This window comes from Methanolobus sp. ZRKC5 (assembly GCF_038446525.1).
Taxonomy (GTDB): domain Archaea; phylum Halobacteriota; class Methanosarcinia; order Methanosarcinales; family Methanosarcinaceae; genus Methanolobus.
The window spans coordinates 2,587,138-2,612,209 of sequence record NZ_CP151792.1 but is presented as its reverse complement, the minus strand read 5'-3'; the positions used below and the strand labels follow the sequence as shown (position 1 = coordinate 2,612,209).

Genomic DNA, 25,072 nt, shown 5'->3' with positions numbered 1-25,072 from the left:
ATTCATCATTATGGGAAAGAAGAAGGCCGCTAAATGTTTTGTCGCTATTAGTGGTGATTATAACTTTGTCCACATCTGTAGTCATGTTCCTTGATATATCTACTAAAGATAATGAAATAAATGAAAAAAGCAGCACCATCATAAATGATATTGACAATGTTTCGCTTGATATTGTTTGCATTGCTTCTGTATAAATAATAGACATTATAATGTAACAAGCGACCATATACAGACAAAAGACAACAAAGGACGCATCAAAGATACGGTCGTTATCGGGGTCGTATAGAAATAACCCGACTATAGGTGCAACTCCTATTAATAAATACGAAAATATGTATGCAGATGAATATATGATGATTTTGTAAGTAGACATTAAATGATAGATAGATAATGAAAAATACGACATTATGTTAATTATTAGCAGATGAATAATCAGAGGAATAAATGCATACAATGCTAAAAAGCAAATACCAGTGACGTATGGATATTTTTGACCTGTTCTATTGGGTGTATCCATACAATTAATGATTCCAAACCAGTAAATTAGAAAACCTGATATCGGCAAAAGCAATGAAGAAATAATAATTTCACTTATTCCCATAACTTTAGATTATAGTTTAAATGTTTATGAACATTTCTTTTTCTGTCAAATAAAGGAAAACTTCCAATGGTATTTTGAAAAAAGCCATTTTCTTTTTAAGTAATCTTGGTTTAACTGCAAGCCTGCAAAGTGAAGGAAGATTTTTTCCTATTATGCTGACTAATCGGAAATTTTGAAAGGCAAAAACTGACTATTATGTTATCACACATTCAGTAAATTCAAAAATAACATTTTTATGAAAGTTGTACAATCTCTATTCATTTAGTGGAATTCTCACAAGTACTTTTTTCACAAATATTTACAATAATGGCAACCAGCAAATAAATCCATACACAATAAACTACAATCGTAGTTAGGATAAATGGGACATTGGTAGTTCTAAACGTTAAATATTCGACATATTTTTCTGTTCCAAAAGTTCCTGCGACAAAAATCGTAAGAAAGAAATTAGCGACTTTTGGTAGACTTAAACCAACTAGTAAAATAGCAAAACTGTATGTTTTTTCTCTTGTCAGTTTAAAGAAGTTTTGTAAATTCATGTCTTGCTTCAAGGCAATAGACATTTAAAAATATTGTTATCACATTTTAGGGGGAATATGTTGAGATGAAAATAGATATAACACTACTTTAAAGCAGTGTCATACTTTTCCAGAAAATACACTCATGTTGCTCTATAATAACAGTCTTTTCCAGAGCCAATTTCTATTATCTTCTTCTCATTGAGCAGATTTTTAATTATCGGCAGGAGGTCATTTTTATCAATATCAAGAGATTGGATTGTTTGATCAAATGTACATGGTCTTCGGAGTATGAGGTCATAGACTTCATTTGTAAGGTTTTCATGTTTGATGCTGGATCTTTTTCTTTTCAGGCCTTTAAGTACGAGCTTGATCCTTTCCCTGCCCAGTTCTTCATCAAACTTCTGTGCGATTTCCTTGAGTCTTTTTTCCGTTACAGGAATGATAAAATCTTCAGCAGGAGGTCGGCTTGTGGTCAGTAGTTCGATCTCATCCGGATCGATGGATTTGAGAACTTCGATAAGCTTATTGACCTCTTGATCGCTTGAATTTGTAAGGTAACCATTATTTGAGTTAAGGAGCATAACTTCGATGGCGAGTTTTGCACCTTTCATTTTCTGTAATTCTTTGAGCCCTTCGATGATATCCTTAACTTCAATTCCCTTTGCAGGTCTGTTGATGGACTGGAAAGTATCTTCATTTCCTGATACCAGTGTAGCAACCACAATATCTGCTTTTGACAGATTGTTTCTGACATCTTCTCTGGTCACAAGTGATGAGTTCGTGATAACGCAAATGGGAACATCACTGATCTTCCTTATCTCCTCGATCATATCACCTATTTTTAGGTTCAATGTAGGTTCGCATGTCCCTGAAAATGTAATGTAATCAAGGTCATCTACTTTTTTGTGATAATTAGTTATGGCATCGATCACTTCTTCAGTTCTCACAAGACCTGTAACTTCCAAAGGGTCTGATATTTTATGATCCACATGTCCAAGCTGACAGTAGGCACAGTCGAAATTACAGTTCTTCTTGAACTCACCTTTTCTGATAATATCTATTCCAAGTGACCTTCCAAGTCGCCTTGAAAGAATTGGTCCGTAGACGATCCTTGTTTTCATTTAGATCATTTCCTGATCATGGCTTTTCCACATTCAGGGCAATTGTTCTGGGCACAGGGGGTTCCTGGCTGATGGGCTTGTTCATAACCACAGCCAGGACATTTGCATTGTCCTGCTGGTGTGACAGATACTGGTACATTGCCGTTGCGATTTCCTCTTTGTCCGCGCTGTTGTCCCTGTCCTCTTTGACCTCTTCCTTGTCCACCGACCGATCCTTGCCCTCTTGGTCCTGTTCCATCCTTTCCTGGCATTGTATAATTTCCTCCTTCTACTCGTATTGATTTTCCATTAACCAGAGCGTCTGATATTTTCTCCAGTGTTCTGCGTAGCGTTCTTTGAAAAGTTGACTGATGTACTTCCATCTTCTGAGCCGCATCATCCTGTTTCATTTTTTCAAGATAACTTAATCGTAATGATTCCAGTTCATCAATAGTTATGTTAATCTCGTCCATACTTTCAATGCGGGAATCTGATGGCTTAAAGTGTCTGATATCATGCTCGAAGTTTACCATTCTCCTTTTTCTCGGACGTACCATGTTATGCATTATAATGCATAACTACTTAGACTTTACGTTTACTGGAAAAGCGAAATGAAACAATAGAACATAAAACAATATGAAAAGTAAAAAAAAACAAATAAAAATCGATTGCGGTATATCTGTTATTTAATTTTGATATTTGTTCTAGGTCAGTTTATGCACGTTTTCCACAGAATGAAGTTCTGTTCAACTTAAATATCTCAACGATAATTTGTTATTATGGCTATCTTTGAAATTGAGGGGAAAGTTGAGCTATTTCCTCAAAAGTGAGAAAAAAAAAGGATATTGAAGTTGGCAACAACGTAAGTGTCGCATTTCAACTGAGAGATTAAGATGTTGTTTATGTTCATTCCACGTCCAATTTGAAATTTGAACAAATCGGAAAACAAGGACATCGGGTATTTTCTATAACGCAAAAAAGCACAGAGAATAAGAAGCCGGAAATGCTTCTTATTTCTCCTTTCCTATTCCTTCAGTTATCCTTGATGTACTGGATCATCTTCGGTGTCAGCAGAGGTATTATCTGCGGAAGCATGTTAGGCAGAAGATTACCCATTGCCTCAGGCATGAGGTCAGGCATCTGCTCCAGCATGTAATCCGGCATCGGCACTCTCTTTTCAACCGCCTTGAGCATCTTTGGCATGACCTTTGGCATCAAAGACGGCATGAGCATTGGCATCATTACCGGCATCGTTGGCTTCATAAGCACATCCATGCCCGGCACGTATTTCACCGTCTTCATCATGGCTTGCATGTATGAAGGCATGGCACCGATCATGTCAGGCAGAAGTTCCACCATCATTTCGGTCATGTTCTCCGGCTCCATCAGCTCTATCATCTTCTCGAAGGTCGCCCAGGCAACAAGAGCATCATTATTCGTATCCGGCAGGTCATATCCAAGACTGCGTGCCGCGAGTGCTCCAAGGTCCTCTATCTTCACATCGACATTATTGTCCCTTGCAGCGACCCTGAACTGAACAAGACAGCACGGACAGAGCGCAGCCATGATATCAGCATCCTGGTCAACAGCTTCCTGCAAGCGGACATTTCCAATCTTGCTAGCCACTTTCGGCTCATCGATGAGTGTTACAACAGAACCGCAGCAGAGTGCTTTCTCACGGTTGTGCTCCATCTCCTTGAATTTCACTCCCGGAATCGCTTTTAGCAATTCTCTTGGTGGCTCGTAAACGCCTGCACCAGCTCTTCCCAGATGGCATGAATCATGCCATGCAACTGTCTTGTTCAAAGGCACCTTGAACTTAGGCTTCAGCACATCCAGTTTATCCATGAGGACTTCAGAATAGTGCTTTGCTTCAATGTCAAACTCCATTCCAAGTTTCTCAGCCCACTGCGGGTAGATGGTTCTCCACATAAGCAGACAGGCAGGACATGACGTAACAACTGTCTTTGCACCAATTTTCTGCATATTGGCAATGTTCATTTTCAGTATTCGCTCGAACACATCCCACTTTCCGGCAACAAGCATCGGAATTCCACAACACGATTCCTTATCACCAAGGTATGCGAAATCAATACCTGCCTCATCAAGCAAACGAACAGTACCTATCGCTACATCCTTTTCCACAAAGGATGCGGTACACCCTGCAAAGTATGCTATATCCGCCTTGTCTTTAATTTTTGCCCTTATGTCATCAGGCAGCCATTTGTCCCTGTCAACTCTGTAGTTTGCCCAGATGTTCCTCTCCTTATCAAGACTCTGCGCCATGATCTCGAACGGAGGAATGGTCATCATGCCTCTCTTCTGGACAAAGTTCTCTCTCAGTGTCATCCATGAACGCTCAATTGGCAGGTCAAGCTGACAGTTATGATCACACATCTCGCAAGTGGTACAGGCAAGGAAAGTATCCACCTGTTCCTGATCAAGCTCCATCTTTCCGGCAAGATACTCCTTAATGAAGAACCATTTACCACGGGGTGATTGTGATTCCCAGCCACGTCCATAGTATTGGTCACACTCATTCACACAGTATCCACACTGAGCACAGGTGTAAGCATGGGAAATAATGTCGCCTGGTATCTTCTTCTCATCCTTGAATTCCTGTTTATCAACACCTGACATATTGCCTACGGCACGTGCCATAGGTTCGAAGGTTTTTGCAAAGGAAAGCCCTGTCTTCAGCATGGTTTTGCCTGTCAATGTCTCAGGGTTCATTATGTCATCAGGGTCGGTCTGCTCCTTTAGCTCCTGAATAAGAGGCAAGCGCTTTTTGTAGACCTTATCTGCCTGTTGCGCAAAATAGAGGCCTGATGCATATATCCTTCCGCCGTTCTCCTCAGCTATCTTCACAATGCTAAGGGCAAGCGGGAAAGCAAGGTTGTACTTGAAGGATCTTTCAGAGTGAGGGATGAAACAAAGCATTATGGTTTCTTTTCCTTTGGTTACCATTCCCTCAACCAGCACAGGAAGCCCTATCTTTTTATCAATTTCCTTGAACATGGTGTCTATTTTGTCAACTGGTACCACAACTTCAGCAGGAATAAAGGAAGGGCCAAGTCTCTTCACTTTCATGGACCTGAACCATTCCTGGGTCTCATGCTCGGCAATTTCCTGTGGCAGAATCTCTCCTCCAGCTTCTCTGACTATATCTTCAAGGCCGCTGACATCCCTGGACTTAGGATAGGCAAAATTGCATATGTAGGAATGCGGAAGTTCCGGTCTGTGTTCCTCAACAGTTTCTCCATAATGTGTTTTATATGGGGATTTGTTCTTCATATCGGCCCATTGTGGATTTAAGAACGAGATTGCCCAGATGGGTATTTTCTTCTCTCCTACTTTCTTGATCGCTTCCTTCATGCTGGAGGCATCGGGGAATCCTGCAGAGATTGCAGCGGTCTTTTCGAATTTTCTCAATTTCAGAGTAACCTGCGTGATTATCCCGGTAGTTCCCATTGTACCGATAATCTTTCCAAGTTCATCTCCTGAGAAATCCTTTACCTCACCATTTGCCAGAACAACCCTGGCAGATTCCATGGTATCCTGTGACCAGCCGTATTCATAACTTCCATAACCAACACCATTCTGTGCAAGCCATCCACCTACAGTTGCAGAAAGTGCGCTTGATGGAACTGCTCGTACGGCCAGTCCTTCCTCATTGAGTTTTGACTCAAGGTCGTACCATACAGCTCCGGCACCCACGGTCACCTTGAGATTCTCTTTGTCAATATCGATAATTTCCCTCATTGGGGTTACGTCGGCAATAATTCCTCCCTTCGTGGGAATGATGCCACCATATCCTGATGAAGCTCCTGCTCTTGGTACGATCGGGATCTTGTATTTTCGTGCAAAATTAACAAGTTCAATAGCCTTTTTTTCATCCTTGACCTTAACAATTGCAGCAGGCTTTGTTTTGCCTACTATCCTTTTCACAAGTGATGGTAATGCTCCCACATCATGTGTGTAAAAATGTCTTTCTTTATCTTTGAAATTGACTCCTTTTCCAAATATCTCGGTGAGTTCTTTTTTTTGCTGCTCAGTTAGTTCATACATCGAATTTGTCATAATAAACCCCATTTATACATTGGATTATCTTATTCTTAACATTTTTTAACGATGTATCATATATATAGTGACTTGAATACTTCTGAATAAGCCTTAATTCAATCAGTTCCATAAAGGAATACAGAATAAATTGCTGCTAATCTTCAAAGGTGGGAACAAGTATGGATTTGCCTGATCATAAAACAAAGATCGTATGCACTATTGGCCCGGCTTCTTCTTCTGAGGAAGTACTCCGGGAACTTATCATTCAGGGAATGAATGTAGCCCGCTTGAATTTTTCTCATGGTGATATGGATAACCATCGTACTATTATCAAAAGAATACGTGCCATTGCCAAAGAACTCAACAGAGTAGTGGCTATAATGGCAGACCTTCCTGGTCCAAAGATAAGGGTAGGCGTCATCCAGAATGAGCCAATGATGCTGGAAAAAGGACAACAGGTTGTTCTTACTTCACGTGAAGTTCTCGGTAAGGATTCATTGATCCCTGTTCAGTACAAACAGATTACAGACAGTGTGACCCCAGGCAGTCCTATTTATTTGAACGATGGCTTCATACAGCTTGATTGTACACGCATCGAAGGAGAGGATATCTATTGTGATGTTGTTATTGGTGGTCCTCTTTTCTCTAAAAAAGGCATCAATTTACCAGGTTCCCGGTTATTTATCAACCCGATAACCGGAAGAGATCTGGAGATAGTTGATTTTGGATTTGAGGAAGGCTTGAGTATATTCTGTCTTTCTTTCATAGAATCAAAAGAGGATGTCCTTGAGGTTCGAAACTATGCGAAAAGCAAGGGCAAAGACGTGTTCATAGTTTCAAAGATTGAAAGGGAAAGGGCTGTAGAGAATATAGACTCAATTATCAAAGAGAGCAACGCCATAATGATAGCCCGTGGTGACCTTGGCGTTGAGATTCCAATACAGGATGTTCCTATCGTGCAAAAGAACATTATTCATAAGGCTAACCTCATGAGCACTCCTGTAATAACTGCGACGCAGATGCTCGAATCAATGACAGGCAATATCCGACCTACAAGGGCTGAAGCCACAGATGTGGCAAATGCGATAATAGATGGGACAGATGCAATCATGCTTTCTGCAGAGACTGCCGTAGGAAAATATCCGGTAGAAACTGTAAGGATGATGGCTAGGATTGCCAAATCCACAGAAAAATGGAGAGATCATACGACAATAGGCCTTGAAATGATGAAAAAGGCCATCCAGAGGATGAATCCGAGTGTAGAGGATATGATATCAATACAGGTGAATGATGCACTTCGCAGTCTGCCTGTACGTTATGTTATTACTCCCACGGTTTCTGGAAAGACTCCCCGGCATATCTCAAGATTCAGGCCTGATATCTGGATACTTGGGTTTAGTCGCTATCCTCTGACATGTGAGCAACTTGCAATGCAATATGCGGTATATCCGGTGCTTACCCGTCAGAAAGTTGATGATTGGGAGGAAACAGTCATGGATGCTCTGAATAAAGCAAGTATTGTGGATTCGGGAGATATGGTAATTCTCACCCAGGGACAAGTGTCAGGTCATGGAAAGCCAGGTGGCACAAATCTTTTGAAGTTCATTGAGGTAAAATAATTGACATTATTTTATTGAAACCAAAAGAACATTCCAATATCCATAAATATGTTCGCGGCCATAGACGCTTTTGAATCTTCCCGGGGGGGGTCTTAATTAATAAGGAATTATCAGGTTCATTTGTCAGGATGATATTGCTTTTACTTATTATCAATACAATTCTTGTTCCTGTGATAAATTGTGAACCCAACTCTTACAGGATTGGTGTGCTTTCTGTTTATGGAGACAAGGAAAATTCAATGGAGTTATGGACTCCAACTGCGAATTATCTCTCACTCAACATTCCGAATTCAAGTTTTGAAATTGTACCTTTGGATTATGATGATTTTATCCTTACTGTAAGCAATGATGATGTTGATTTTTTCTATGCAAATCCCATGCTTTATGTGGAAATGGAGCGCAGTTATGGGGCCAGCAGGATAGCAACTTTCCATCCTGTATGGAACAACTCTTCATATTCAGATGTGGGAAGCCTGATTATTGCCAATGCTAACAGAGATGATATTAATTATGTACGGGATCTGAAAGGAAGATCCTTCATGGCAGTAAGTGAATGGTCTTTTGGAGGATTTCTGGCTGCAATGGGAGAATTGCAGCGCAATGAAATTGATTACAGAAAAGACCTTGGCGAATTAAAATATGGCCATACGCATGATAATGTTGTCTTTGCAATTGTCAATGGTGATGTGGATGCCGGTACGGTAAGGGCGGGTACTCTTGAAAAAATGGTGCTTGAAGGCAAGATCAATGTTGAAGATGTCAAAGTCCTGGATCAAAAGGAATATGATGATTATCCTTTCCTGGTAAGTACAGATATTTATCCCGACTGGGCATTTGCAAAGACAAGCTCTACACCTGACAATATTTCAAAAGAAGTTTCCATTGCTCTTTTGAAGATTGCTCCTAATAGTACACCTGCTATTGCTCTTGCTTCAAATGGCTGGTCAGTTCCAGCTGATTATAGTTCTATAGATGAACTGATGCGGGAGCTCAGGATGGGCCCTTACGTTGATTATGGTGTGGTCTCTCTTATGGATGTACTGGTGCAACACTGGTATGGCTTGGTTCTTATTTTGATGTTATTCATTATTATAGAGGTACATTCACGTTTAACGGTGGAAAAGGTAAAAAAATCGAAGCTTGAGACTTCAAATAAACTAAAGGATCTCTTCACCGATATCATGAGGCATGATCTGTTAAGTCCGGCGAGTATTATCAAAGGTTTTACCGATGTTTTGTACACTAACGAGACAGATACTGAGAAAAAAGAAACACTCAAATTGATCAACGAACACACCGATCATTTGATCTTGATGATAGGTTCTGCTGCCAAACTTGCCAAACTTGAATCATATGAAGAGATGGAATTTGAAACAAAGGATATCGGTTTCTTATTATTGCAGGTTGCAGACAGTTTTTCCTCTGAATTTGCAAATAAAGATGTTACGCTTGACTTTGATACCAAAGGTACGTATCCTTCCAGAATTAACGATGTAATGGAGGATGTCTTTTCCAATCTGATATCCAATGCTCTCAAATATGGTCCATCAGGCAGTACGGTCAAATTAGAAATTGTTGATATTAACAATAGCTGGAAAATAATGGTAATCGATGAAGGAGATGGAATTCCAGATGAATTCAAGCCATATATTTTTGAGAGATTCAAAAGAGCTGACAAAAAAGGAATAAAAGGAACAGGTCTTGGTCTTGCTATTGTAAAAAGGATAGTTGATATTCACAAGGGTACTGTTGGTGTAGAAGATAATCCACGTGGCAAGGGTTCTGTTTTCTGGGTAATGCTGGATAAGGCATAAGGTCATTTGATCTTACGCATAACTATTGATCCGTCACGCATGTGGACTTCCACATATTTCTCTTTTTCCTTCTCTGGCTCGTACTTGTTATAGAGCATTGACTCAACTCTTCCGGCATCCATTAGCTCTCTTATGAGTGCGCTGTCCTCTCCTTTCATTCTGGACTTTGCAGCAGGAGGACTTGTATTTGCCTTACTTTTTGAATAGATAGAGCCACCTTCCATTGCAGCACCAATGAAACCTTTAGCACTCTGGAACACGAGTTTCCCATCTTTCATATAAGCACCGGCAAACTCTCCAACGTCTCCATGGACCACAACAGTTCCTCCGTTAAGATGTGAACCTGTGTTCATGCCTGCATTACCATTCACGATCACAGTAGCTTTTGTCGTCAGCATACCTGTTCCGTTGTAGGCATCACCTTCGATTATCACCTTTGACTCACACGAACATCTTGCAGCAACAGTGCCTCTGGGAATTCCATCTTTAAGGGTCAGTATTCTTCCATTTTCACTATAGTCGTTATCTATGAGTCTGTCTTCTTTAATACCGTTACAGAGAATATCTGTGATCGAGCGGAATTTTCGATAATCCTGAATGTCGGATTCAAGTTCCACTATGTTCCCAATTGGGTATTCAATGTTACCTTTGATATACAGGGCTCCGGCAACCATACCCATACCAGCTTCAGGGCCGACATCTCCCTGAATGAATATCCTGCCGGTATTTTCAGCTTTCCCGCTTCCTCCGAAGTGTTTCAGGTCCGCACCCAGGCTGTAGGCAAAGTTCTTTGCCACATTACCTTTGATATGAACTTCACCACCTGACTTAAGTTCGTTGACAAGGTCTCTGTAAGTCAGTTTAGTGCCATTTTGATGTGGTATCAGTGAGTCGGGCTCAAGACTTTTGTTGTGCCAGTAAAAATTAAAAGTATAGTCGCAGAGATAGTCCGCATCCTTGCTAAGCCCAATCTCAACTACCATTCTTTCATCCGTGGATAAGTTTAGGAAGACATCTTGTGCAAACCCAGAGACTTTCCATATTGTGTCTTACAGGCATCAGATAATTGTTATTCTCACCGCAGCCGCAACTGAAACACTGGATTGAGACATCTGTCTTCTTTGGCTGTGATTCGGCTTTCCTTAGGTCAAAGGGGACAGCTTCTCTTTTTTCAATGGTTATTGCGCCTTCAGGACAAACTCCTATACAGAATCCCATACCATCACAGAGTTCTTCTGAAACGACCTTTGCCTTCCCGTTAATTATCTGAATAGCTCCTTCAGCACAGGGGGATACGCATTTTCCACATCCGGTACATTTCTCTTCATCTATCTTTACTATCATTCTGCTGGTCATGTTTTTCTCTCCTGTTATTAGTGATGTGTTCCTTCTACAAGTTTAATTCCTGCATTTTCAACTGTTCTTTTTATCTCGTCGATGTGCGGACATTTCGGGTAGTTCTCCATTTGCATACAGGAACTCAGGTGGATTACGTCCACTCCCCGTTTTTTCAATGATTTCAACAGGCGATAAATTCTGCGACCGGAACATCCGCCACATGTGAAAAAGGCAACCATCTCTGTATTTTCGTCATAATCACTAAAGTGCATGCTCTTTTTATTGAATGCCATAAAGCACCCGACACCCGGACATGCTTCCGAAACGATATCGCATCTTATTACTGCAACTTTTGTGACAGGTTTAACATCTTCGATAATAACAACTCCGTTTTTAAAGAAATAATTTTAAAATAAAGAAAATCAGGGGATAAATCCCCTTTAAAAAATACTTATGATTATAAGCCGATCTCTTGTTTGAACTTGTCAATTCCCATCTCATCAATTACTCTGCTAAGACGGTGTTTTGAACCATTGGTCTTAGTGAAGCTGATAATTTTGTCTACAAGTGCAAGTACTTCATCCTCATTCAATTCATCTGCGATGACATCAGCAATTCTTGGCTTGATGGCTGCATTTCCTCCAACCATGACAGTGTAACCTTTTGGGGCACCCATGACACCGATATCTTTGATAGCAGGTTCTGAGCATGAGTTCATACATCCGGAAACAGCCATCTTGAATTTGCATGGAAGTTCCATTCCATGATATTTCTCATCAAGTTTTAATCCAAGACTTACAGCATCCTGTTGCCCACGCTTACAGAATGTCGTACCAGGGCATATCTTAACACTCCTAACACAAAGTCCGATTGCAGCACCTGGCTTTATTCCAAGGTCTTTCCAGGCTTTGTCGATATCCTCTTCTTTCAATCCTACGATAGCTACTCTCTGTGATGAAGTTACTTTTAATGTTGCAGCCCCATACTTTTTTGCAACAGATGCAATTTTACCAAGATGCTCAGCAGAAACAATTCCACCGGGTAGATGTGGTGCGATTGCGTATGTTTCCTGATCTCTCTGCAGTATTGCTCCCTTTTCAAGTAAATCTTTTGCCATTATTAGTCACTCCTTCTTCCAAAATAATGTTCTGGATACTAGGTATATTACGGATACTCACTTATATATTGGGTGGTTTCCTATTAGATACTATGAAAGATTGTACTATATACAAAACGGTCGATATTGTCGGCAAAAAATGGTCTTTGTGTATTATGCACGAGTTGTACAAGGGGGAAAATAAGCAAAAACGTTTCAATGAGCTAAAAAATAAATTGCAGGACGTAACCCCAAAGACTCTTTCTACAAGATTGAAAGAACTGGAAGAACATGGTCTTGTTGATAAGAAGGTTGATGACTCAGTGTTCCCTATCAAGTCTGAATACTCACTTACAGAAAGTGGTGAGGAATTTTTATCTATAATACAAAGTATTAAAAAATGGGGTCTCAAATGGCAGTTTGATAATCCTGAATGTGGCGGAACAAATTGTAAGGTTTGTGGACTGTAAGAACAATTATGAGGATAATATGAACAATAGATTAACACGCTCCAGAAGAGATAGAATGATTGCAGGTGTCTGCGGTGGTCTTGGAAATCATCTTGGCATCGATCCAGTGATAATAAGACTCCTTTGGGCTGTTGCTATATTCATGTATGGTTCAGGTCTTTTTCTCTATATACTTGCATGGATCATAATTCCTGAGGAATAAATCTTTATGTAACCCTTGGAGCCGTGGTTCGTGCGTCTCGAATTAACTATTTTTCTAACACTTTTTTTAGTCCACAAACAATAAATAGGCTGCAATTAGTGTATCACTTGTGGGAAATATGTTAGGGGTCAACAAGTCATATCAATATTTTCGTGATAATATCATATGTTATCGTCATTTAATAACAACATCTGCAATTGTATTACTATTATTCTCAGTTTTAGCATTTTCAGGTTGTGTTGAGTCTGCAGATGAAGAGCCGGATGAGCTCCCTGACCTGTATGATGTTAACAGATCAGAGAACGATTCTTCAGTGCCACAGGAAATTGGTTCGAACCACGTCCCTGTGGGCGAATTGATCATATCCAGTTCTGCTTTTGAAAATGGAACTTTTATTCCTGAAAAATATACATGCGACGGGGAAAATATCAATCCTCCACTGGATATTGCTGGTCTTTCAGAGGATGCTGGATCTCTTTTGTTGATCATGGATGACCCTGATGCACCCTCTGGGAATTTTACACACTGGGTTGTCTGGGATATATATCAAACGATAATTGCTGAAGATAGTATTCCTGGCATAGAAGGGGTAAATGATGCAAACATGGTGTCATACATCGGTCCATGTCCTCCTTCAGGCACCCACAGGTATTTCTTCAAATTCTACGCACTTGATTCGGAGCTGGATATTGAAAGTGGTTCTGGTAGAACTCTTGTGGAGGATGCCATGGACGGTCACGTTGTTGCCTATGGGGAACTAATTGGATTATACAGTCGTTCCTGAATTAGTCATTTAATGATTGTGTTTTAAACATGGATGATGTCATATGGCTGAAAAAATGAGAAACGATGCTTACTCTATATTATCAGACGCAATTTCTGCAGTAGATCCATCTGCCTGTGTCTACAGGGCTATGAACAAAGAAAGTGAGACCGTCATCATTAATGACAGTTCATATGACCTTTCACTTTACGATAACATATATGCCATAGCCTTCGGGAAAGCTGCAATCTCCATGTCAAAGGCTATTGAAGACATTCTTGGAGATTCCCTGACAGGTGGTATTGCTGTCACCAAACACGGTTTTGGCGGTTCCCTTGCAAAGATGAAAGTTTATGAAGCAAGTCATCCGATGCCTGATGCTAATAGTGTTGCTGCCGGTAAAACAGTTCATGACTTTCTTGAGCAGACTGGTGAGAAGGACCTTATATTTTTCCTTATTTCAGGTGGTGGTTCTGCTCTTATTACTCTTCCACGCAAAGGAGTGTCAATCACTGATATTGTAAAACTTACTGATGGTCTCATGCGTGCAGGTGCTACAATTGATGAGCTTAACACAATCAGAAAGCATCTCTGTTCCATAAAAGGTGGTGGACTTGCCAAAATGGCTTATCCTTCGCAGTCTGTGAGTCTGATTCTTTCTGACGTTGTGGGGGATCCACTGGATGTTATTGCATCAGGTCCCACTGTTCCTGACACGTCCACTTTTGACGAGTTCAATGAGATAGTGGAAAGGTACGATCTCAAATTGTCTCCTGCTGCGGGTGGCTTACTTGAGGATGGCCTTGAAGGTGTCATAGAGGAAACTCCAAAGTCAGGAGGTCCTGTTTTTGAAAGAGCCTCTCATTATCTGGTCGGCAATAATTTCCTTGCCCTTCAGGAAGCAGAAAAGAAGGCATCTGAACTTGGATATAATACCATTATCCTTACTTCATCGATCATTGGTGAGGCAAAGGAGGTAGCTAAAGTATTCGCTGCTATTGCCAGAGAGGAAAGGTTACATGGTACCCCTTTGCCACTTCCGGCATGTATTCTTGCAGGTGGTGAAACCACAGTTACCATGAAGGGAAAAGGAGCAGGTGGAAGATGTCAGGAAATGGCTCTTTCATTTGGCATAGAGGTCGCAGATCTTGAAGGACTTCTTTTCCTTGCTGCTGGTACGGATGGCAATGATGGTACTACAGACCAGGCTGGTGCGTTTGCTGATGGTGATACTGTTCAGCGGGGTAAGAATCTACAGATGGATGCAAGACGTGAGCTCTATGATAACAATTCCTATGTTTATTTTAAGGAAACAGGTGACCTGATTGCAACAGGTCCCACAGGCACCAATGTAATGGATATCTATATGATCCTTGTTGATAGTTTCTAAAGCTCAATATCAACATCGTAGACCAGTTCCGGATTCTCCTTATGGATCTTCCAGAAAGGTTCTTCTCCGAACTGTTCTGCAAGTTTCAATGTTCTTCGTGGTATTGTTTTAGGTCCGAGTACTGCTCCTGGTCTTTCGGGGTCATCGATATAGTCAGTTTCCATCATGAACCGGGTACCCTGCTGCAGTGCTTCTTCAATGGCACCTTTGCCTGCTAGCACTCCGGGAAATATTCCAAGTCTTTCACAAACATCAACAAGTGGTGGTGCGTAGTGTTTTACTACCTTGTGAAGTTTGATGCCAGTTTTTTTAGCACGCTGCGTTATGTCAATCAGTTCCGGTTCTTCCACAGTTTCAGTATGAAGCTGAACAGCACAGTCATGATCAGCTGCAAGCGTGAATGCATATTCCATGACTTCGTTTGAAGCACCCCACACTTCCGGACTCACCGGGTAATGCGGTCGGCCACTCTTGAGTCCCACAGCAAGTCCTTTATCCACATAGCCGGCTGCAATTTCCAGTCCGCCTTTCATGGTCTCAACAGCTTTTGCGAGATCCATATATTCGATTAGCTTTGTGATCTCAGCCGGATGAACTCCAAGCACAGGGAATGAGGTAACGCCCGTTTCATTGATCTGGCGGGAAATATCAACAGTTTCATCAAAGACAGCGATCTGGTCTTCAGGTTTTGTAACCTTAATACCAAGGGTCCAGCTTGGTTTCATTACAAGAAAAATGTGTGTTCCACCATTATTCTGGAACTCTTTGACCGCTTTTAGTCCCTTAGCCCGCAGGTCTATGTGCATGTGCTCGTCGGTGATAGGAAAATTTTGTGTCATATATAGATATATGTTACCATTATGTAAAATGATACTGTATCGCACTTCAAAATTATAGGGTAATTATCTATAAATGGCTTCGATATCAATATTACCTGATGAATCTAGGAATGTTCTTAAAGTACAGGTATGTCTGGCTCAGTTTGCTTTCGTTGCTTGGGCAGATTATCATTATATCCATTGCTTCTGTTATGCTGTTCTATACAGATGTGTCTTTAGAAAGGGCTATTGTTCTTGTAGTTGTTTTGCTTGGTTTTACCTTTATCTTTTCCGTCACTATTTTAAGGTTATTAAATTTAGCAAAGAGCACAGGATATATCAATTCGAAATGAATCGCGTACAACTCTATTTTCTTATATTTGCTTTTGCATTTTTCCAGTCAAACTGCTAAATATTATCATTTCTTTGACAATGTCATTCAATATGTTCTTGCCTAATGTTCAGGAAATTTCTATTTTTGTTTCCCTGCTGGGTATGACATATATATAATGGGGTCGTCAATAAAGCAATTTGCTCTTTATCTATTATTTATATGATTATTCAGAAGGTTAAAATATGACAAAATCAGCAGCAGTTATAAAAGGCGATGGAATTGGACCTGATTTTGTAGAAGCAATGCTTAAGTAGCAAATGTCAGGGATATATATAACGTGAAAAAAGTGTACGCTTAATTTTGAAGAAGTTCAAATTTTGTCCCCTCGCATAATACTTCGGGGATATAGTTAATACTGAAAAAAAGAACTCTTCGAAAATTATTTGTTTCCTGTCAAATTACAATTTGTTAAAAAACGTATTGATTTTGAGCAATATTAATTTACAGAGAAAAGGATTAACATGGCACAGAAATCGACAATCATTTATACGAAAACCGATGAAGCTCCGGCTTTGGCAACCAGTTCGCTCCTGCCTATTGTACAGGCTTATGTGAAAAACGCTGGAATCACTATGGAAACGAGGGATATCTCCCTGCCGGGAAGAATCATTGCCCAGTTTCCCGAAAGACTGACAGAGGACCAGAAGATTTCCGATGCCCTTTTTGAATTGGGAGAGCTGGTCTTAACTCCGGAAGCCAACATTATCAAACTACCCAATATCAGCGCTTCAGTTCCCCAGATTAAAGCGACAGTCGCAGAACTCCAGGCTAAAGGGTATGATCTGCCCGATTATCCCGAAGATCCTTCTAATGATGAGGAAAAGGCGATCAAAGCGAAATTCGATATTGCCAAGGGCAGTGCTGTTAACCCTGTATTAAGAGAAGGGAATTCTGACCGCAGAGCTCCTAAAGCTGTAAAAAATTATGCGAAAAAACATCCACATTCCATGGGAGAATGGAAGTCCGATTCCAAATCCCATGTAGCCAGCATGACCGGCGGAGATTTTTACGGCAGTGAGAAATCTGTTGAAATTGAAGAGGCTACCAATTTCAGAATTTTATTTACAGATGACGCTGGTAATAAAACACTATTAAAAGACAAAGCTCCTCTTCAGACCGGAGAAATCATTGATGCAGCTGTTATGAACAAAAAAGCGCTTCAGGCATTTCTGGCTGAACAGATAGAAGATGCCAAAGCTAAAGATGTCTTATTCTCCGTTCATTTGAAAGCGACAATGATGAAAGTTTCCGACCCTATTATCTTTGGTCATGTGGTTAAGGTCTTCTTTAAAGAGATATTTGATAAATATGGTGATCTGCTTTCAGAATTGGGTGTAGATTCCAACAACGGACTGGGAGATCTCTATACAAAAATCCAGAATCTGCCTGAAGACAAACAGGCTGAAATCAAAGCAGATATAGAAGCTGTGTATGCCAAGAGACCAGCATTGGCTATGGTTAACTCCGATAAGGGAATTACCAATCTTCATGTTCCCAGCGATGTTATCGTCGACGCTTCCATGCCTGCAGCAATCCGCTCATCAGGCTGCATGTGGGGACCAGACGGGGAACTGAAAGATATGAAAGCCATAATTCCAGACCGCGCTTATTCGGGAGTGTATCAGGAAACTATTGAGTTCTGTCAAAAACACGGTGCCTTTGATCCATCTAAAATGGGAAGTGTTTCCAATGTGGGGCTTATGGCGCAAAAAGCTGAAGAATATGGCTCACATGACAAGACCTTTGAGATGACTGGTACAGGAAAAGTTCAAGCTATCGATGACAACAATAATGTACTCATTGAACAATCGGTAGAGGAAGGAGATATCTTCCGCATGTGTCAGGTGAAAGACGCACCCATTCAGGACTGGATCAAGCTGGCCGTTAAACGAGCCAAAGCAACAGGCAATCCTGCAGTCTTCTGGCTCGATGAGGAAAGAGCTCACGATTCACAGCTCATTAAAAAAGTGAACAAACACTTGAAAGATTATGGTACTGATGGCCTGGAAATATTGATCAAAGCTCCCGTTGAAGCGACCAAGTTTTCATTGGAGAGAATTAAAGAGGGCAAAGATACAATCTCTGTAACTGGAAATGTTTTGAGAGATTATCTGACAGACCTATTTCCCATTTTGGAACTGGGAACCAGTGCGAAAATGCTATCAATTGTTCCTCTAATGAATGGCGGTGGACTTTTCGAGACAGGTGCCGGCGGTTCGGCACCCAAACACGCACAACAATTTGAATCGGAAGGTCACCTGCGTTGGGACTCCCTAGGGGAATTCCTGGCCTTAGCTGTTTCTCTGGAGCATCTGGGCAACAGTTTTGATAATCCTAAAGCTCTGGTTTTAGCAGAAACATTGGATAAAGCGACAGAGCTGGTTCTGGAAAACAGAAAATCACCTTCCCGAAAAGTGAATGAGATTGATACCAGAGGATCTCATTTTTATCTGGCAATGTATTGGGCTCAGGCTCTGGCTGATCAGGAGAAAGATAGCGAATTAAAAGCGATTTTTGAACCTTTAGCTAAAGCTCTGATAGAAAATGAAGAGAAGATTGCCAATGAGTTGTTAGAAGCTCAGGGCAAAGCTCAGGATATCAAAGGACACTACGCTCCAGATGAGGAGTTGAAATCCCAGGCCATGAGACCTAGTGCGACTTTGAATGGAATTATCGATTCTATTTAATTTTATTGTGGAAACAAAAGGAAAGCCCCGGTTTAGGGCGGGGCTTTTTAGTATCTAAATAAGCAATGTGATTAGGGAGCTAAAGCTTCCGCTTCTGCTTGGGTTGGGAAGACAGATGCGTCTTCTATCATGAAATCGTCAGTTTTCGTGATGTGGATTCCGTCAAAGAACGTTTCCGTATAACTGCAGGAGTTCTCTGTCCATAAATGCAATGTTCGAACCAGCACACGGTTCAGCACCAAAATATGCAGGTCAGGACAAGGTCAACCCTGTTGCAACAATCCTTGCAGGCGCATGGATGCTTGATTATCTTGGTGAGAAAGAGCAGTCAAAAGCAATCTTCGCAGCAACCGAGAAGGTCATCTCCGAAGGCAAGTATGTAACCTATGACATCGGCGGTAACGCAAAACTGAGCGAAATGACCGATGCAATTGCAAAGTACGTCGAAGCTGAGATGAAGTGATTCATCTCAGCTATTTTTTTTATTTCACCTAGGAATATTCACTTTTTTGATTATTGGATAGTTGGTCTTTTTAGTTTTTCATTTGTGCTATAGTTTATGAATTTTGTATCATCCATAGGTGAATAATACACGAAAATCCTATGCTACCCACACAAAATCATATCAATCCATAAACGATTTTGATGGCCATTATCCACAAAACCACACCAAACATCTGTTTGATTGTTTCTGATTTCATTTTGCTGTGCATTAAATAAGAACCGACCTGTCCTCCTAGAAATGCAGCTATAGCTGTATATATCATGAGATTCATGTCCAGATGTCCTGTGGTCAGATGACCAAAGAACCCTGAGAAAGAGGAGAACAATACAATGAAAGCTGATGTGGCAGAAGCACGTTTTGTTTCATAACCAATTGCTATTAAAATGGGGACAATGAATATACCTCCACCTACTCCAAGAAGTCCTGCAGTAACACCAATTGCAAAACCAAATGAAATACCAATGGCGAAGCTTTTTCTTTTATTGATAGAAGTGGCTGATAATTGAGCATCTGCATTTTTTTTTCCAGAGAATAACATGCGTGCTCCGGCAAAAATCAACACAGTACTGAGTATCCACAATAATGTTTCAATGGTGATAAACTTAGTAAAATAAGCGCCAATTGGTGCTCCTATAGTAGAAGCTAATATAAAAGGAGCTGCCATTTGCAAGTCTATCATTTTTTTCCTGTAATACGTGATTGCTGCTGAACTGGCAGTTATACCATTGAGAAGCAATGCTGTAGGTATTGCTATAAGCATATCAATACCAAGCCAGTAAAATAGGGGCACATATACCAAGGAACCACCTAGGCCAAGCATTGAAAATATAACAGCTAAAAAAAAGACAATAACGGCAATTACAATAATATCCATATGATCAATTCCAGACTTTACATCAGTATATTATGTTAAAATGGTAGGTGCAATTGCACCTACAGCTTATACACTTTTTCCAAACATGGCTATCAGACTATTTTGCCGTCGAACATACGTAAATATTTTGCGATTGCCATTTATTTGTATTTTTTATTTGTCAGCACAGGGTTTACAAAGTGTTTTGCCATTAACATCCTGCAATTTATGAGTAAATGTACGTTCACCACATTCCTCACACAATGCTGTATCAAAAACCCCTTTTTTCTTTTCAAACTGATAATCAAAAACAGGGCCAATAACTAAGAAGTTTTCTTCAGGTATGGTTAGTATTTTGTTAATCAATGGCTCAGCAATCTCAGCATCAATGTTCTGTGGCGGTACACCTATTTTTCTCTGTTCAACAAACGGAGATTTTAGCATGTTTCCAAAGAATTCAGGCTTTATATATGCTCTGACTGCCTTTTGATTAATGGTATCGATGAGTGTAAAAGCCATTTTACCATGGTAAGTCTTCTCAATATTGCTTTTCCCATAAGTACAACTAGTGATAGTCATAAGGCCATCAACAAAACACCCAGCTGCATGATCATTTCCTGTCTCTGCGATCATGAAAAGCTCTTTATCCTTTGATCTGTCAACGCCAAGTACGTTCATAGCAGCAGCTCCGGCTCTCATTCCAAGCGGCATAGCAGGACACCTGTGGCCGTGAAAATTAAATCCTGTTTCAAGATAGTCATTTACATTAATCATTTTAATATCCTCTTTTTGCTTTTGATTCACCAAGTTTTTCCATAGCTGTCCAAGCAAGTCTCAATCCAAATGACGATCCTGGACAACGGTATCCGTGGGATTCGAATTCAAGTTCGAACATTTCATCTTTACCATATTTAATATCTCCAGAAACTCATTTGCACGGTATTGGATTATGCCTACAAAACCAATAATATATAATTGATGAGTCTATATTTAAAGGTAACGGTTTCAATAATATTTGAAATACAATGATGCTCAATATGTGCTTTCGTAAAAAATAAACTTTTTACAAGCACGTCAAATCGATTTTTCGGACAAAGCGCATAAAGTCACAAACTTTTTTTATAGATACCTCTAATGTTTATTGGGGGAGAATATTGTTAGTGTATATTTTCCCGATTTTGTACTAAAGGAGAAAGTGATAAAATGCCAAAATTCGAAGTGTTCACAGACAAGATTGGAAAATACAGGTTCAGACTAAAAGCTCCAAACGGAGAAGTAATCGCAGTGGGCCAGGCATATTCAAACAAAGCCAGTTGTATGCATGGGATAGAATCAGTAAAAAAGAATGCCCCTGTGGTGGATATAATTGAGATCAAGGATCCGGAAGGAACCGAGTAAACTCTTTTTTGATAGTAAAATAATTGTATGGTGGAAATCTCCACCATATCTATAAGTTACAAACACAATTGCTTGTGCTTGTATGATTTCTTTTTAGTCTACAATATCATGCATACGAGCTTTCGTATTACCGAGGGTGTCCGTTTCAGGCTCATTGTCACCGTTCTCATCATCCTCATCGTTGCGGTGCATATCCTTACTTACTATGGAGTTGAACATGAAGTACTTCTTCACGTAAGCCATGATCTCTTCATCAGATATGCAGGAAACTCTTTTCTCGTCATTATAGAGCTTCTGTATGTCTGCCTGGATAGCGCGTAGGCGCTTGTCATTTTTACCGATCTCGATTTGTACTTCCATCAGCTCGTTCAGTGTTTCCTGTACCTTGTATCTTAATACCTCGATACCGGATGAATCACCTATGAGGAATATCCTCTTTCCACCAACGATCTCAGGAGGATAGGGTTCGTATGTGAATGGGTTTTTGATAACACCTGCAGAGTGGATGCCTGATTCGTGGGCAAATACGTTTTTCCCGATAACAGACTTGTTTCTTGGGATGCGAATACCAATCTCCCTTTCCATGAATTTCGCAAACTCGACCAGGGATTCAAGGTTATATTTGTCAAATCCTTCTATACGTCTTGCAAGGAACAAAAGGAGCTTTTCCATTTCTGCATTGCCTGCTCTTTCTCCGATTCCCAGGAAAGTTACGTTTGACCAGTTGGCACCGTGCCAGTACCCTGAGATGGAGTTAGCAACAGCCAGACCAAAATCATCATGACAGTGTGTCTCGATATTCTTGACATTGAGATCATCTTTCAGGTGTTTCACAATGGTTGGTATTCCAAATGGCTCGTCAACACCAATGAATGGTATACCAAATCCGATAGTATCACATATGCGTATGGTACAATCCGGGTCAATGTCCATTATCTTCTCAATTAAGGGGAATGTGAAATCATAATTATCGGCACGGGTCATATCCTCAATATGTGCCCTTGTACGAAGACCATGGTCTACTGCATACTGAAGCGTATTGAGGTATTTTTCCTCTGCTGCCTCACGGGTTGGGAGTCCCATCTTATCAAAGATATGTGGGTCAGAAACTGACATGAGTATACCTGTTTCTTCGATTCCGTCAATGTTTAGGACCATGTCAATATCAGCAGGGTTTGCACGTGCCCATCCGGTGATCTCCGGGAATTCATATCCCTGATCCATCATGAGCTTGATAGCTTTTCGGTCTCTATCGTTATAGACGAATGTCTCAAGCTTCTCAATTCCTATATCATGCAAGTAATTGTATATCTGAAATTTCTGCTGGCTTTTCATCACAATACCAGGCATCTGTGCCCCGTCCCTGATTGTGCTGTCGCTGATAGAAACCTTTTGCCCAAGTGGCAATTTTATTTTAGGAAGGTCTTCATAATCCTTGTATATTTTCATTAAATGCCTCCTTTGGTGTAAATCGTAAAGATCCCGGAGTTTATGATAAATTGTAGAAATGAGCTAATATCAATATTCTAAAATCACATCAAAAAGTGATTTTACTCCGGATTATTATCTCTATTGAAAGATGAATTGCAGACTATCATAAACGACCTCATACTTAAAATGTCTTTTCTTTAGGAATTTTTGTATGTTTAATTAGTCTGCACCGCATAAACTTAACCGTAAATCTTTATAATTTAAATGATTACATGGTTAATATGTGGAGCACATTACTCAGTAAGTTCGAAAAATACCCCGCCCAGCAAAAGGTATTAAAGATCCTTTTTGAACGTGGTTTTCAGGTAAATGATGATGGTAAGGTTACCTCTGGTGCAATAGAGATAGCCCATACACAGCTTGCCAGGGAAGCAGGCGTTGACCGGCGCGTTGTGGATTCAACTACTGAGGTAATACTTTCCGATGAACTGCTAAAGAAGATATTCCAGAATGTAAGGTCGATACCTTTCCTTCGTGATGTGGCACCTCTTATGGGGCAGGGCGTCGTTATAATCTCTCCTGACGATGCTTCTCATAAAGGCATAATCTCTGAGGTATCCACAGTTATAGCAAGGCACAATATCAGTATCAGGCAAGCAGTATCGGATGATCCTTTCTTTGTAGCCGAGGCAAAACTCACTATAATAACAGATACTAAGGTTCCAGGCAGCATTGTGGAAGAACTACTAAAACTGGATTCTGTCAAAGGTGTCAGCATCTATTAAGCTGAGTGCTTTTCATTCAAAGAACAGCTTTTGCAAATGCACGGAATACCTTAAACATATGCACCGATCTTGAAGGGTGCAGCATTTTCTTTATGAGTATTGAGGGATGATCCATATCCCCGTAGCGTGTAATGGTGTCAAGTATAGCGGGATTGTTCATCGAACCTATAAGGTCATCGAATTCACTATCTTCAAGACCGTCGATGAAGCGGTGAATTCTCATTCCCATGGCAAGCTCTTTTCCAATTTTAGCCCGCCATCTCCTGTCATATTCTGAAAGGAAATTCGCAGAATTATCTTCTTCAACAACAGCCTTTGCAGCAATTTCTCCTGCAATTTTCGCACAGACTGCACCAGTGTATATTCCCCCACCGGATGTGGGCTTAACCTGACCGGCAGCATCTCCTACTACAAGTAATCCATCTGAATATGTTTTCTCAAGTGGTCCAAGTGGTATTCCGCCCATCACAAGGTCAAGTTTCCCTCTGCCATATCTTGAGGCAATGTGAGAGTTATTTGTCAACAGGTTATCTAGTAGCTGCTTTGCCACCGTAGCATTTTTGTGTCTGGGGTCAATTGCCATTCCTATGCGTGATATATTCTCGTCCACAGGAACCGCCCATGCAAAGAAACCAGGTGCCTGTGAGCCCACGAATAATTCTACAAAATCAGTATCATCTGAACAGTAAGGCACTTCTGTCTGTATCCCTGACAATACTTTAGTAACATTTCCAAGTCCAGCCATCTTTGCAACCTTGCTGCGAACACCGTCTGCGCCGATGACCACTTTTGTTTTAATGGTTTCAAGCTGCCCATTTCTGACTATTGACACCCTTTGTTCTCCGTCTGCTTTTTCGACAGCATTGACCCTTGAGTTCAGCCAGAGGTCAACATCTTCTTCAAGTGCCATTGCAGCTAAGCGGCGGTCGAATATCTTTCTGGAAACAACGTATGCCTTCGTCTTTTTACCATCTATGGGGAGGCATGATCCGTTCATTGGATGCACAAAGGCACCTCTTACGGAATTAAATACAAAATCCTCCGATGGTTTTATGTCACATTCACTGACTGCCCTTGTACTTAGGAGTCCTGTACATCCAACGGGGCTTCCTATAAATGGGTGGTCTTCAACCATCAGAGTTCGTGCACCATTCATTGCGGCATATCTTGCAGCCGTAGAGCCAATGGGTCCGGCTCCGACGACAACAACGTCATATTCTGTCAT

The 25,072-nt window shown here is 40.7% G+C and carries 22 protein-coding genes and 1 pseudogene; 11 read left to right on the top strand and 12 right to left on the bottom strand.

Features of this window, described 5'->3' with window-relative positions; all coding sequences use genetic code 11:
- The first annotated feature begins 65 nt into the window (after window positions 1–65).
- Window positions 66–194: a hypothetical protein gene (locus WN948_RS12840; RefSeq protein WP_342304587.1), complete on the top strand. Its 129-nt coding sequence runs from the start codon at window positions 66–68 to the stop codon at window positions 192–194.
- Window positions 195–1,262: 1,068 nt separating this feature from the next.
- Here the strand turns inward: WN948_RS12840 and WN948_RS12835 are convergent.
- From WN948_RS12835 to WN948_RS12825, 3 genes are all read right to left on the bottom strand, one after another.
- Window positions 1,263–2,243: a radical SAM protein gene (locus WN948_RS12835; RefSeq protein ID WP_342304586.1), complete on the bottom strand. Its 981-nt coding sequence runs from the start codon at window positions 2,241–2,243 to the stop codon at window positions 1,263–1,265.
- A 5-nt stretch (window positions 2,244–2,248) separates the two neighbouring features.
- Window positions 2,249–2,779 (bottom strand): DUF134 domain-containing protein, encoded by a 531-nt coding sequence (locus WN948_RS12830; RefSeq protein WP_342304585.1) that lies wholly within the window; start codon window positions 2,777–2,779, stop codon window positions 2,249–2,251.
- A 475-nt stretch (window positions 2,780–3,254) separates the two neighbouring features.
- The gene (locus WN948_RS12825) at window positions 3,255–6,302 is read right to left on the bottom strand and encodes an FAD-binding and (Fe-S)-binding domain-containing protein (RefSeq protein ID WP_342304584.1); all 3,048 of its coding nucleotides are present in this window, start codon (window positions 6,300–6,302) and stop codon (window positions 3,255–3,257) included.
- 161 nt (window positions 6,303–6,463) lie between these two features.
- Here WN948_RS12825 and pyk point away from each other — a divergent pair, with 161 nt between their 5' ends.
- Window positions 6,464–7,903 carry a pyruvate kinase gene (pyk, locus tag WN948_RS12820; RefSeq protein ID WP_342304583.1) on the top strand — a complete coding sequence of 480 codons (1,440 nt, stop codon included), beginning with the start codon at window positions 6,464–6,466 and terminating at the stop codon, window positions 7,901–7,903.
- A 128-nt stretch (window positions 7,904–8,031) separates the two neighbouring features.
- On the top strand, window positions 8,032–9,717 hold the full coding sequence (locus WN948_RS12815) for a sensor histidine kinase (protein ID WP_342304582.1): 1,686 nt from the start codon (window positions 8,032–8,034) through the stop codon (window positions 9,715–9,717).
- A gap of 2 nt (window positions 9,718–9,719) precedes the next feature.
- Here the strand turns inward: WN948_RS12815 and WN948_RS12810 are convergent, their stop codons facing one another.
- The 4 genes from WN948_RS12810 to WN948_RS12795 form a co-directional block, all read right to left on the bottom strand.
- Window positions 9,720–10,700 carry a formylmethanofuran dehydrogenase gene (locus tag WN948_RS12810; protein WP_342304581.1) on the bottom strand — a complete coding sequence of 327 codons (981 nt, stop codon included), beginning with the start codon at window positions 10,698–10,700 and terminating at the stop codon, window positions 9,720–9,722.
- A 4-nt stretch (window positions 10,701–10,704) separates the two neighbouring features.
- A complete protein-coding gene (locus WN948_RS12805) occupies window positions 10,705–11,073 on the bottom strand; it encodes a 4Fe-4S dicluster-binding protein (protein ID WP_342304580.1) in 369 nt (122 codons plus the stop codon).
- A 17-nt stretch (window positions 11,074–11,090) separates the two neighbouring features.
- Window positions 11,091–11,396 (bottom strand): CGGC domain-containing protein, encoded by a 306-nt coding sequence (locus WN948_RS12800; protein WP_342306479.1) that lies wholly within the window; start codon window positions 11,394–11,396, stop codon window positions 11,091–11,093.
- A 116-nt stretch (window positions 11,397–11,512) separates the two neighbouring features.
- Window positions 11,513–12,172, bottom strand: coding sequence for an NAD(P)/FAD-dependent oxidoreductase (locus WN948_RS12795; protein ID WP_342304579.1), 660 nt, complete (start codon window positions 12,170–12,172; stop codon window positions 11,513–11,515).
- 92 nt (window positions 12,173–12,264) lie between these two features.
- Here WN948_RS12795 and WN948_RS12790 point away from each other — a divergent pair, with 92 nt between their 5' ends.
- From WN948_RS12790 to WN948_RS12775, 4 genes are all read left to right on the top strand, one after another.
- On the top strand, window positions 12,265–12,621 hold the full coding sequence (locus WN948_RS12790) for a helix-turn-helix domain-containing protein (RefSeq protein ID WP_342304578.1): 357 nt from the start codon (window positions 12,265–12,267) through the stop codon (window positions 12,619–12,621).
- Window positions 12,622–12,640: 19 nt separating this feature from the next.
- On the top strand, window positions 12,641–12,823 hold the full coding sequence (locus tag WN948_RS12785; protein ID WP_342304577.1) for a PspC domain-containing protein: 183 nt from the start codon (window positions 12,641–12,643) through the stop codon (window positions 12,821–12,823).
- Window positions 12,824–12,941: 118 nt separating this feature from the next.
- Window positions 12,942–13,607, top strand: coding sequence for a YbhB/YbcL family Raf kinase inhibitor-like protein (locus tag WN948_RS12780; RefSeq protein WP_342304576.1), 666 nt, complete (start codon window positions 12,942–12,944; stop codon window positions 13,605–13,607).
- Window positions 13,608–13,650: 43 nt separating this feature from the next.
- The gene (locus WN948_RS12775; protein WP_342304575.1) at window positions 13,651–14,976 is read left to right on the top strand and encodes a glycerate kinase; all 1,326 of its coding nucleotides are present in this window, start codon (window positions 13,651–13,653) and stop codon (window positions 14,974–14,976) included.
- Here the strand turns inward: WN948_RS12775 and WN948_RS12770 are convergent.
- Window positions 14,973–15,815: a TatD family hydrolase gene (locus WN948_RS12770; protein ID WP_342304574.1), complete on the bottom strand. Its 843-nt coding sequence runs from the start codon at window positions 15,813–15,815 to the stop codon at window positions 14,973–14,975. The genes WN948_RS12775 and WN948_RS12770 overlap by 4 nt on opposite strands.
- Window positions 15,816–16,649: 834 nt before the next feature.
- On the opposite strand from WN948_RS12770, the gene WN948_RS12765 reads away from it, so the two are divergent.
- Both WN948_RS12765 and WN948_RS12760 read left to right on the top strand, forming a co-directional pair.
- Complete coding sequence (locus WN948_RS12765; RefSeq protein WP_342304573.1) at window positions 16,650–18,875, top strand: NADP-dependent isocitrate dehydrogenase; 2,226 nt, start codon at window positions 16,650–16,652, stop codon at window positions 18,873–18,875.
- Window positions 18,876–19,065: 190 nt separating this feature from the next.
- A pseudogene (locus WN948_RS12760) lies at window positions 19,066–19,338 on the top strand (isocitrate/isopropylmalate family dehydrogenase); the annotation flags it as partial.
- 157 nt (window positions 19,339–19,495) lie between these two features.
- Here WN948_RS12760 and WN948_RS12755 read toward each other — a convergent pair.
- Window positions 19,496–20,254 (bottom strand): sulfite exporter TauE/SafE family protein, encoded by a 759-nt coding sequence (locus WN948_RS12755; protein WP_342304572.1) that lies wholly within the window; start codon window positions 20,252–20,254, stop codon window positions 19,496–19,498.
- 153 nt (window positions 20,255–20,407) lie between these two features.
- Entirely contained in the window at window positions 20,408–21,007 is a 600-nt protein-coding gene (locus WN948_RS12750) for an FmdE family protein (protein ID WP_342304571.1), read from the bottom strand.
- 429 nt (window positions 21,008–21,436) lie between these two features.
- On the opposite strand from WN948_RS12750, the gene WN948_RS12745 reads away from it, so the two are divergent.
- Window positions 21,437–21,631 carry a YegP family protein gene (locus tag WN948_RS12745; RefSeq protein ID WP_342304570.1) on the top strand — a complete coding sequence of 65 codons (195 nt, stop codon included), beginning with the start codon at window positions 21,437–21,439 and terminating at the stop codon, window positions 21,629–21,631.
- A 93-nt stretch (window positions 21,632–21,724) separates the two neighbouring features.
- On the opposite strand, the gene WN948_RS12740 is transcribed toward WN948_RS12745, so the two are convergent.
- The gene (locus tag WN948_RS12740; RefSeq protein ID WP_342304569.1) at window positions 21,725–23,080 is read right to left on the bottom strand and encodes an isopropylmalate synthase; all 1,356 of its coding nucleotides are present in this window, start codon (window positions 23,078–23,080) and stop codon (window positions 21,725–21,727) included.
- A gap of 263 nt (window positions 23,081–23,343) precedes the next feature.
- Here WN948_RS12740 and WN948_RS12735 point away from each other — a divergent pair, with 263 nt between their 5' ends.
- Window positions 23,344–23,847, top strand: coding sequence for an amino acid-binding protein (locus WN948_RS12735; protein ID WP_342306478.1), 504 nt, complete (start codon window positions 23,344–23,346; stop codon window positions 23,845–23,847).
- A 16-nt stretch (window positions 23,848–23,863) separates the two neighbouring features.
- Here the strand turns inward: WN948_RS12735 and WN948_RS12730 are convergent, their stop codons facing one another.
- Window positions 23,864–25,072: an NAD(P)/FAD-dependent oxidoreductase gene (locus WN948_RS12730; protein ID WP_342304568.1), complete on the bottom strand. Its 1,209-nt coding sequence runs from the start codon at window positions 25,070–25,072 to the stop codon at window positions 23,864–23,866.